Raw genomic sequence first — 9,108 nt, 5'->3', positions numbered from 1 at the left:
GGAAAGAATTGAACTGATGAATTTCTCTTTTTCTTCGTTTCTTGCTTTTTTCTTAAGTTTCTTATTCTTTCCTTTCTTATTACCGTAAATCTTGTTTTCCGCTTAAAATCCCAAGTAAGGCAAACGCAAGTGTATTCAATTGCACAAACGTATTTGAAAAAGCGTAAAAGATTAGAAAGACAAAGTTAAGGGAAAAAGTTTTCGACAATCTCTTTGAAATTTTCTTCTTTCTTAATTTCTTTTGTTTTTCTCTTTTTTATTTCTTATTCACTGCTTAGCTTAATTAAGCGGAAAACATTTTTTCTTCATTCTTCCACTAAATTTTTCAGAAATTGCAATTAACGAACTAGACTTACCGAAGTTCCCCGACCCTGAGTCCCAACGGGACGTTAGGGACTGGCATGTAGCTTGCGTAAGCAAGGCGAATGCCAGAAGGGGAATTTGGCGTAGCCCGAGCGAGGGCTTGTCCCGAAGCGTAGCGGTAAGTTGCTGTTATACGTAGTCGCGCATTTAATCGAAAAGAGTTTTTTCTTTTTGTAAGATTTCTTTAATTTGAACTTCAAGAACCGGGATTTTATTTTTAACGAGATCCCAAACAATATCATAATCAACAATAAAGTAACCATGAATTAAATGGTTTCTAGTAGCTGAGAATTTTCTCCATTCTGGTTCATTGTATTTTTTCTTAAAAGAATCGGAAAGTTTGTTAGAGGCTTCACCGATGATTTCGATACTTCTAACAAAGGCTCGTTTTAATACATTATTGTTAAGAAATAGAGCCGCATCCGTTTTTGGTAATTCATCTTTAATAAACAAAATTTCGTTATAAATATGTTTAATATAATCAATATCAGACTTCAATTAGAACTGACTCACTTTCAACAGAGTTTTTAATTGACCCCGAAATAGAGTCAGCAGTCAGTAGATCAATTTTTACATTAAAAAGGTCTTCTAGTAAGAAAGTTAGATTAATGTAATTATCAAAATTTTTCATTCCAGGCTTAAACTTCACAAGGAAATCAATATCACTATTTAGTTTTGCTTCATTTCTAGCGACAGATCCAAAAAGGTGAATTGTCTCAACACCTAATAAATCGAGCTCCTGCTTGTATTGTTTTAAGGAGTTTTGAATCGAAGTTGCATCTAAGGAACTGACTGTCGCCATATTTCAAAATTTGGCGATTTTCTATAAAAGTCAAGCAATTGAAAATGACTCTTTTTTCTGTTTTTCTGATATTTCCGGGCTGTTAATTGTGTTTCTCATTTCTTGAGATATAGATTTAAGCGATTACGTATAACGAACTAGACTAACCGACGTAGGCTGGCCCTGAGTCCCGAACGGGACGTTAGGGACTGGAACGACACTTGCGAATGCAAGGGGAGTGCCAGAAGCCTATGTGGCGCAGCCCAAGCGAGGGCGAAGTCCCGAAGCGAAGCGGTTAGTCGCTGTTATGCGAAGGTAAAAAGAATTGCTAATTGCTTAAATTTGCTATTTTTTTTTGAGCAACTTCTTTCCAGTATCCATTTTTTTGATTTAGTATGAAATCTTTGAGATAAGTTATTTCACTTTGTAATTTGTTATATTTTACTCCGTTCGAAGCTTTTTCTATATAACCATTGTCTAATCTCATTTCTCCGATGACTACCTCATCGAATCCTTCCCTGCCAAATAGCATTGCATTCATATCATTTTTATTTCTTTTTTTTGCAAATGGATTATTTGCATCTGAATTAACTATTCTGATCTGATATAAGCCCATAAAAGAGATTTCACCAGGTTTTACTTTCAATGGTAATGTTTCGAAGGATTGAATGGGATCTAGGGGATATGGATAATATTCCATCTTATCAATTACTAATAATCCATGTAAAATTCGAGATATGGCGTATTCTTGACCTTCTTCTAGTTCGAGTTCAAAGTAGCTTTCATATATTGAATTGGATACATTCCTAATTCGTTTTTTAACATATATAATCTTCTCCTTATCTTCAATTCCTCCATCTATATTCTCAGCAAATTCTACTTCCTTCTTTTGCTTCATATCATAAAAGGAGATTAAATCGTCTTGAAAACTCAATTTGAACGACTCATCTGTAGGAAGAAATTCATTTAATTTCGGGTTTCTATCCTTGGGATAAACAGAATAGATTGAAAAGACGACAATCCCTTTTTTTTTAGATGATTCAGAGTTTACTGGATTTTGAAACCGATAGCTTCTAGTGGCGCATTCGATGGAAAAGAAGAGTGGGATTAATAAGATTAATTTTTTCATAGTAAGATGGGTTATCATTGGTAAATAACTGCAAGGATTTTTTTACTTTCGCATAACGAACTAGACTTACCGAAGTTCCCTGACCCTGAGTCCCGAAGGGACGTTAGGGACTGGCACGTAGCTTGCGTATGCGAGCGAGTGACAGAAAGGGAATTTGGCGTAGCCCGAGCGAGGCCTTGTGCCGAAGCGTAGCGGTAAGGCGATGTTATGCGAAGTTAGGTAACTTGCTAATTTTCATTCGTAAATTCAGAAACTTCAGATGTTTTAATTTCAATATATTTAATTTCTAATGTATTTATTTCAGTTTCAAATTATTTACAGAAACTTTTTTGTTTGTTAATTATAATTAAAAGATTAGAAACTGAAAAAAATATTCTTATATTATTAAAATCATTTTTTTAGTTTTTAATATAAGGATAGATTTCTAAAATTGTATTATTTAATCGATTACCATAATGTTAAAGAGCATTGCTATGTTTTTTCAATACTAATGTGAAACTAATCCCCTATTAAAGTCCTTTTGAGGTAGTGAAATTCATAGATTTTCTAGTTAGGTAGTTAAGTTGTATCTCTTATATATTTTTCTTTTCGACATTGATATTGGCAGTGTATAAGACTTAAAGTATATTTTGAGAAAAAGTTAAATGATTGATAGATATTCGTTTCTCAATCGAAAACACGCTTTATATTTAAATGAATTAGAATATTGTTATCATTAATATAAATCTCCATCTCTTCCATCCCAGATTAGTGTTTCTTTCTTCAATTCGGAAAAAGTTAGAAACAGTTTGCCTAGATTGTTTATACCTGCTGCGTCTGTTTTAATGGAAAATTCTGAAATAGCCAAATCTGGCGGTTTTTGGTTATTATTAAATCTTACATTAATTGCACACGTCCCAGTAGAATCTGTAATATAAACACGAAATTTAAAAAAGAATACAAATCTGTTAATTTTGTCTTCAGAACCTAATTCCCATATGAATTCATCTGTTGCGCATTTGGGGAAATTCATTAAACAGTTGGCACAATTTTTAAGTGAATCAGTGCTATCGTAAATTTCTAATTCTCCAGTAAAAATACCATTAGTAGCCTTTATTAAAAGATTCAAGAGATAAGGTTCTTCGTAAGGATATCTTATTATTGTAATTAAGTTTGGCATAGTAAATTAAGCTCTGTTATTTTTTTTTATATAAGGATATTTAAAATTTCTTTTTACCTAATTTCGCATAACGAAATAGCGGAGACGACGTTCCCCGACCCTGAGTCCCGACGGGACGTTAGGGACTGGTCACGTAGCTTGCGTATGCAAGCGAGTGCCAGAAGGGGAATGTGTCGCAGACCGAGCGAGGGCTCGTCCCGAAGCGAAGCGTTTCCGCGCTGTTATGCGAAGTTCTTTGTTTCTAAAGATTCTTTTCTAACGGTTCGATTGTTAACATTCTTACGAACTTTGTGGGCGCATATATAGTAAAAAGTAGACCTTCAATTTGTAGACTTGATTTATCATTATTAAAGTTCAGCTTTAACCAATTTTGTGCTTCCTGGATTTTATTGTTTTTTTCAAGTATTTCAAGTTTGGTGAAATCATTGAATAGGCTATAGCTGACATCAATATTTCCTTTATTTACTTCTATTATATTCGCAACTAAGCGTATATTTGATACTTTATTTTCGTCTTGTGCAGAATATAATTTAATTCTATATTCCATATAGTCAGAGATGTAGATGTTTTCGTTTAAAAATGAATTATCTTCAAATATACTCTTTTCCGTTTTAAATCCGTTTTTATTTAATTCTGAAACTAATTTGGGCATATTTAGTAACGGAATGTAGTTATTATTATCTTTTGAGTTTGAATTACAATTGATAATCAATGTTGTAATCACCAGAAAAGAGTATTTTTTTAATTGATCTTTCATTTGATTTTCCTTTTTATTATTTTAGAATCTAAATTGTCTTGATATAGAGAATGCATTCATTAGTGCCTTGCTAGGCTTCTGAAGATTTGGCATGCAATTTAAATACGCCAAATTTTCTTCATATTGGAAACCTAAGCCTGTACAGGATATTCCGTAGTACCATTTTGGATGATTTTTAGAATACTTTTGTTGGTAATATTTTTTATCAACTTCTATAATTTTCTCTATTTCATCTTTCTCTGGTATAACTGAGACTAAATTTGGGTAAATAGAATTTATAATTTTTACAATTCTATACAAATACATTTCATTTGTATAAAATTCTTTTTCTAAAGGACAAATTATTCCATTATTGCTTATGTTTATAATTCCTTTTTGAAATTGCTTGTCTTTGAAGTTAAAACCGTTTTCTATTAAGTTAGGAGTCGTGAAAATGGCTATATCATATTCTCTAGTATGTTTTTGGTAGGATTGGATTGAATTATCTTTGCTCCAAGGATTACCTCCTACCAATAGAACATTTTGGTTAAGATATTTTGCTAATTTATGGCAAAGATTATATTCTCTAACATTCGATTTTGTTAGATCAGGAATATCAGGTTTAATCTCAATCCAGCATTGCCAATTTTCGATCCAAAAGTCTGGCAAATACCAAGTTCCATCAAGATCGAAACCTTCTTTTTCATATATGTATGATAAATTAATATTATCGAAAAAAACTGCCCATCGAGCTTCTAATCGGGACCTAAATTTGTATCCGTTATATATAGTATCTATCGGCTTCATATACTATTTATTCAAAGAATTTCGCATAACGAACTAGTGGAGACGACGTTCCTCGTAGCTGAGCCTACGGAGTAGGCGTTAGCGTCGGCGCGCCTTCTTGCAGAGCGAGAAGCGTGACGGAGAGGAATGTGCCGCAGGCCAAGCGAGGCCTTGTGCCGAAGCGCAGCGTTTCCACGCTGTTATACGCTGGTTGCTACTATAGAACTAGAGTTTATCCCAAGTAGGAATTTTATCTTTCTTTCCGACTTTCCCCATAACTTTCTTAAATCCGTCTTCAATTGATTCATTAGTTTTTCCTTGAATGCGTTTTTTGAAAAAGTTAGCAGTGTCAATATCGCTGATGCCTCTTGTAAAAGCATATAAAGCAAATTGATTAAGAGAAACACCTTGTGTCGCAGCAGTTTTTTCAATTCTTTCTTTAAGATCTTCTGGAATACGAATGGTGAGCACATTTTTTTTATTCATAATTTAATCTCCAAAATTTAGTGAAATCTGTGGGAGTAATAACTTTAAAGGAATCAAATTTTAGATCTTTATTTTGGTTAAAAATCTTTAATATTTGAAGTAATTAGGTATCGACTGTTACTTGCAAAAGCAAGTTCAACAAAAAGGTTGTCGTTTTCGTCCCCAAGATTAGGTCTTAGTAAATAGTTAATAGAAAAAGGCGTAGCCACCAAAGCAAGGAAATCCAAAACAAGATTAATTTCCTTTTTAGATAAGCCTAAATCAGAGATTGACTTATCTCTAAGTAAAACATCCGAATATTCTATAAAAACTGGAGTTGATAGAGCTAATTCAATTTTCCTGTTTTCAACTAAAGCTAGTATAAAATGTGAAGCACCTCTACTATCTCTTAGAGCTTGATATAAGACGTTTGTATCAATAGTGACCCTCACTAATTTATGATATCAAATATGCTATCATAAATCTACTAATTTTTTCGGGCATTTCTTATTTTATTTCCTAATCTAAGCTTAATTTTTAAAGAAATAGTTAGATTTTAGCAACTTGCGTATAACGAACTAGGGGAGACGACGTTTCCCGACCCTGAGTCCCGACGGGACGTTTAGGGACTGGCACGGAGCTTGCGTATGCGAGCGAGTGACAGAAGGGAAATGTGGCGCAGCCCAAGCGAGGCCTTGTGCCGAAGCGAAGCGTTTCCCCGCTGTTATACGAAGTTTGTGCTTTAATTAGTCTTTTATCATGCTTTCGTTGATGATTTTTAAAGACTTTCCTTTTTTTGATTTATAGAATCGGAAATCACTATCTAAGGTGAAGATATTCTGGATTTCATATGCTTCTGAAATAGTCATAAGTGAAGCGTCAGCAAAGTCCATTGGTCGATCAGCATATTTGTCCATAAAAAACAGAATTGAACCAAATTGCTCATTATCCTGATTTAATATTGAAATTGCGTTGTTATCAATCCATTCGATGAAGGCTTTTTGTATTCTTTTGTTGTCAGATAATAAATAAGATACTTCAGTAACTACCGCAAGTGATGTAAATAATCTGCCTTTAAAGTTTTTAAGAAAGGATCTACATTGTAGGCAATAATTATCAGATTCGTCGAAGAATGCAACTATAGGCCCAGTATCAATAATAGCTTTAATCATTTATGCTTCTTATTTAAAGCATCTTTTATATACTTCTGATGGTTAATAGATTTATCGGAAATCCCGCTTTTATATAAACCAAAATATTTTTCACCTAACTCATAGGCAGAAGGTTGCTTTGCAAAATTATCAATGTAGTAAACTAAAGATTCTTTAATTACTTCTGATTTGCTTTTGTTTTCAATTTTAGCAACTTCTGAAAGTTTTTTTTCTAATTCTTCTGGTAATCTTAAACTTATCATGGCAGAACCGTAATACGACTGTATTACATTTTCTTTTGTTTGTCAATAGTTTCTTTTCTACATTTTTAATTTAAGAGATTAAATTTGCACAAATTTCGTATAACGAACTAGTGGAGACGACGTTTCTCGTAGCTGAGCCTACGGAGTAGGCGTTAGCGTCGGCGCGCTTTTTGCGAAAGCAAAAAAGCGTGACGGAGAGAAATGTGCCGCAGGCCAAGCGAGGCCGTAAGTGCCGAAGCGCAGCGTTTCCACGCTGTTATGCGCCGTTTATAATTGCAAATTCAATTGCATAACTTCGATGTCATTTTTTCTACTCTTCACAATAAGAAGATTGTTTTCATCAGTGAATTTAATTTCACTGAAACAAATCCCGTTTCCGTAAATAGAACTAATTTGTTTTCCATTATTTACGTTCCAAATTCCTAGATCACAATTAAAATCATAGATTGCAGCAATTTTATTTTCTAACGGACTGATTGCTATTGAATAGACTGTTTGATTTAATTTTTCATTCAAGTCTATAAAAGTATTCATTAATTGACCGCTTTTTATATTCCATAATTTGAGTGGGCTATTTCTACTCCCAGATCCAATGTAGTTTTTAGAAAAAGTAAATTGGTGAACACCGTCTCCATGTTCTCCAAAATTATTTAATAATTCATTTTTATGGAAATTCCAAATATAAAGATCTTGAATACCTTTTCCTCCGCTACCACTAATTAAGGAACCTTCTTCCGTCGAAAATTTTAACGTTGTAATATCATCGTCATGAATTATTTCTTTATATAATGTACAATCTGATGTGTTCCAAATATATATTTGCTTTTCGAAAAAGCCGGCTGTAGCGAAATATTTTGAATCATCAGATATTCCTGTAGCTTGAATTAACTTTCCATGTTTATTGATTTTGCAAATTTGCTTCTCCGATTTTAGATCCCAGAGAATAGCTTTATTATCCTTACCGCCCGATAGTAAATATTTATTGTCGTTGCTGATTGCAAGTGAAGTGATAAATTCTTCATGGCCTAGTAAAGTTGTGATCAACTTGTTAGTTTTTAAATCCCAGATAATTATTTTTTTATCTTCTGCACCAGATGCTAGTATATTTAGGTCATTACTTAGAATTAGAGACGTAACAGATTTCTCGTGTCCTATGAGTATACTTCTTCTAGAAGTTTCGACTTTTCGATCACTTGGTGTTAAGAAGATAGGGGTTACTAATATTGAAATTAGTATTATTGTATTGAATTTGTTTCTTAATTTTTCCATTTTAACTCAAAATTTTTATAAATGGCGCATAACGAACTAGACTAACCGACGTAGGCTGGCCCTGAGTCCCGGACGGGACGTTAGGGACTGGAACGACACTTGCGAATGCAAGGGGAGTGCCAGAAGCCTATGTGGCGCAGCCCAAGCGAGGGCTCGTCCCGAAGCGAAGCGGTTAGGTGCTGTTATGCGAAGTAAAACATTTTTTAATTAATTTTATTCTTAATTTTTAGTAGAGCTTTATATTTGTTAGCAGTAAATATAAAAACATCTTCATTTGAAAAAGTTTACAAAGATTAGTTTTATTCGAATATGGAATTCGTTCGAGAAAAGAAAGGAAATCAGTTTTGCAAAGAATCTGAGTCCACCCATGTTTTATTTTCCGATTTTAAACAATCGTGTCTTAACTTGCAAGCTTGATCGAGTGAGTATATCATCGATAGGACATTTTGGATATATATATAAATTTGTTTCATTTCTACAATAACAACCATAGTTAATACTTTTGAATGTATTTTTCCATTCTTCTTCAAATATTTTCCTACGATCTGGATTTTTTATTTCCTCTTCTAATTTTTTTCTTTCAAAATTATGTTATTATCACAAAAAACTGGATCATCTAAACAAATTTTGAGCAAATCTTCATTGTTGTTAATTTTAGTTAAACGTATTTTCTTCGAATTCTTTCTTATTACTTTCTTGAGTCTTTTCTCTTTTCAATTTTCGAAACTAATTGTTGGTGTTCCTTTCTTTCTATTTCTTTGATTTTTTGTTCTTCTTTGAAATCCGGATTCACGAGATAGAGAATCCAATAAAAGAAATGTCCGATAGCTTCAAATACACTTAATGGATTCATTAATTTTAAATTTATTTTGTTTTATTTCGCATAACGAACCAGGCTTAACGACGTTTCCCGACCCTGAGTCCCGGACGGGACGTTAGGGACTGGCACGCAGCTTGCGAATGCAGGCGAGTGACAGAAGGGGAATGTGTCGCAGACCGAGCGAGG

Annotated in this window: 12 protein-coding genes; all 12 read right to left on the bottom strand. The window is 33.4% G+C overall.

The window, feature by feature from the left end:
* Positions 1–510 precede the first annotated feature (510 nt).
* Positions 511–861, bottom strand: a complete 351-nt coding sequence (locus LEP1GSC195_RS18995) for a HepT-like ribonuclease domain-containing protein (protein WP_040507271.1) — start codon at positions 859–861, stop codon at positions 511–513.
* Entirely contained in the window at positions 851–1,165 is a 315-nt protein-coding gene (locus LEP1GSC195_RS18990; protein WP_015683120.1) for a nucleotidyltransferase family protein, read from the bottom strand. The genes LEP1GSC195_RS18995 and LEP1GSC195_RS18990 overlap by 11 nt, the downstream gene beginning before the upstream one ends.
* A 307-nt stretch (positions 1,166–1,472) precedes the next feature.
* On the bottom strand, positions 1,473–2,273 hold the full coding sequence (locus LEP1GSC195_RS18985; RefSeq protein ID WP_015683111.1) for a hypothetical protein: 801 nt from the start codon (positions 2,271–2,273) through the stop codon (positions 1,473–1,475).
* A 715-nt stretch (positions 2,274–2,988) separates the two neighbouring features.
* Complete coding sequence (locus LEP1GSC195_RS18980; protein ID WP_051122401.1) at positions 2,989–3,432, bottom strand: hypothetical protein; 444 nt, start codon at positions 3,430–3,432, stop codon at positions 2,989–2,991.
* 241 nt (positions 3,433–3,673) lie between these two features.
* Complete coding sequence (locus LEP1GSC195_RS18975; protein ID WP_015683115.1) at positions 3,674–4,189, bottom strand: hypothetical protein; 516 nt, start codon at positions 4,187–4,189, stop codon at positions 3,674–3,676.
* A gap of 21 nt (positions 4,190–4,210) precedes the next feature.
* On the bottom strand, positions 4,211–4,975 hold the full coding sequence (locus LEP1GSC195_RS19395; protein WP_015683118.1) for a PDDEXK family nuclease: 765 nt from the start codon (positions 4,973–4,975) through the stop codon (positions 4,211–4,213).
* 204 nt (positions 4,976–5,179) lie between these two features.
* Positions 5,180–5,440, bottom strand: a complete 261-nt coding sequence (locus LEP1GSC195_RS18965; protein ID WP_015683114.1) for a toxin-antitoxin system HicB family antitoxin — start codon at positions 5,438–5,440, stop codon at positions 5,180–5,182.
* A gap of 77 nt (positions 5,441–5,517) precedes the next feature.
* The gene (locus tag LEP1GSC195_RS19660; protein ID WP_232227867.1) at positions 5,518–5,871 is read right to left on the bottom strand and encodes a putative toxin-antitoxin system toxin component, PIN family; all 354 of its coding nucleotides are present in this window, start codon (positions 5,869–5,871) and stop codon (positions 5,518–5,520) included.
* 294 nt (positions 5,872–6,165) lie between these two features.
* Positions 6,166–6,591: a type II toxin-antitoxin system VapC family toxin gene (locus LEP1GSC195_RS18955; RefSeq protein ID WP_035984054.1), complete on the bottom strand. Its 426-nt coding sequence runs from the start codon at positions 6,589–6,591 to the stop codon at positions 6,166–6,168.
* Positions 6,588–6,833, bottom strand: a complete 246-nt coding sequence (locus tag LEP1GSC195_RS18950) for a ribbon-helix-helix protein, CopG family (protein ID WP_015683117.1) — start codon at positions 6,831–6,833, stop codon at positions 6,588–6,590. Before LEP1GSC195_RS18950 ends, LEP1GSC195_RS18955 begins: the two co-directional genes overlap by 4 nt.
* 267 nt (positions 6,834–7,100) lie before the next feature.
* A complete protein-coding gene (locus LEP1GSC195_RS18945) occupies positions 7,101–8,102 on the bottom strand; it encodes a WD40 repeat domain-containing protein (protein WP_015683119.1) in 1,002 nt (333 codons plus the stop codon).
* 688 nt (positions 8,103–8,790) lie between these two features.
* On the bottom strand, positions 8,791–8,955 hold the full coding sequence (locus tag LEP1GSC195_RS20135; protein ID WP_232227866.1) for a hypothetical protein: 165 nt from the start codon (positions 8,953–8,955) through the stop codon (positions 8,791–8,793).
* Positions 8,956–9,108: the final 153 nt, after the last annotated feature.

Source organism: Leptospira wolbachii serovar Codice str. CDC (assembly GCF_000332515.2).
GTDB classification, from domain to species: Bacteria; Spirochaetota; Leptospiria; order Leptospirales; family Leptospiraceae; genus Leptospira_A; species Leptospira_A wolbachii.
The sequence above is the reverse complement of the archived record's forward strand: the minus strand, read 5'-3'. Positions and strand labels throughout refer to the sequence as shown.

What these genes read in the sequence shown, in the direction of transcription:
- LEP1GSC195_RS18990 (WP_015683120.1), bottom strand. Translation starts at nt 1,165, where the DNA reads ATGGCGACAGTCAGTTCCTTAGATGCAACTTCGATTCAAAACTCCTTA.
- LEP1GSC195_RS18985 (WP_015683111.1), bottom strand. Translation starts at nt 2,273, where the DNA reads ATGAAAAAATTAATCTTATTAATCCCACTCTTCTTTTCCATCGAATGC.
- LEP1GSC195_RS18980 (WP_051122401.1), bottom strand. Translation starts at nt 3,432, where the DNA reads ATGCCAAACTTAATTACAATAATAAGATATCCTTACGAAGAACCTTAT.
- LEP1GSC195_RS18975 (WP_015683115.1), bottom strand. Translation starts at nt 4,189, where the DNA reads ATGAAAGATCAATTAAAAAAATACTCTTTTCTGGTGATTACAACATTG.
- LEP1GSC195_RS19395 (WP_015683118.1), bottom strand. Translation starts at nt 4,975, where the DNA reads ATGAAGCCGATAGATACTATATATAACGGATACAAATTTAGGTCCCGA.
- LEP1GSC195_RS18965 (WP_015683114.1), bottom strand. Translation starts at nt 5,440, where the DNA reads ATGAATAAAAAAAATGTGCTCACCATTCGTATTCCAGAAGATCTTAAA.
- LEP1GSC195_RS18955 (WP_035984054.1), bottom strand. Translation starts at nt 6,591, where the DNA reads ATGATTAAAGCTATTATTGATACTGGGCCTATAGTTGCATTCTTCGAC.
- LEP1GSC195_RS18950 (WP_015683117.1), bottom strand. Translation starts at nt 6,833, where the DNA reads ATGATAAGTTTAAGATTACCAGAAGAATTAGAAAAAAAACTTTCAGAA.
- LEP1GSC195_RS18945 (WP_015683119.1), bottom strand. Translation starts at nt 8,102, where the DNA reads ATGGAAAAATTAAGAAACAAATTCAATACAATAATACTAATTTCAATA.
- LEP1GSC195_RS20135 (WP_232227866.1), bottom strand. Translation starts at nt 8,955, where the DNA reads ATGAATCCATTAAGTGTATTTGAAGCTATCGGACATTTCTTTTATTGG.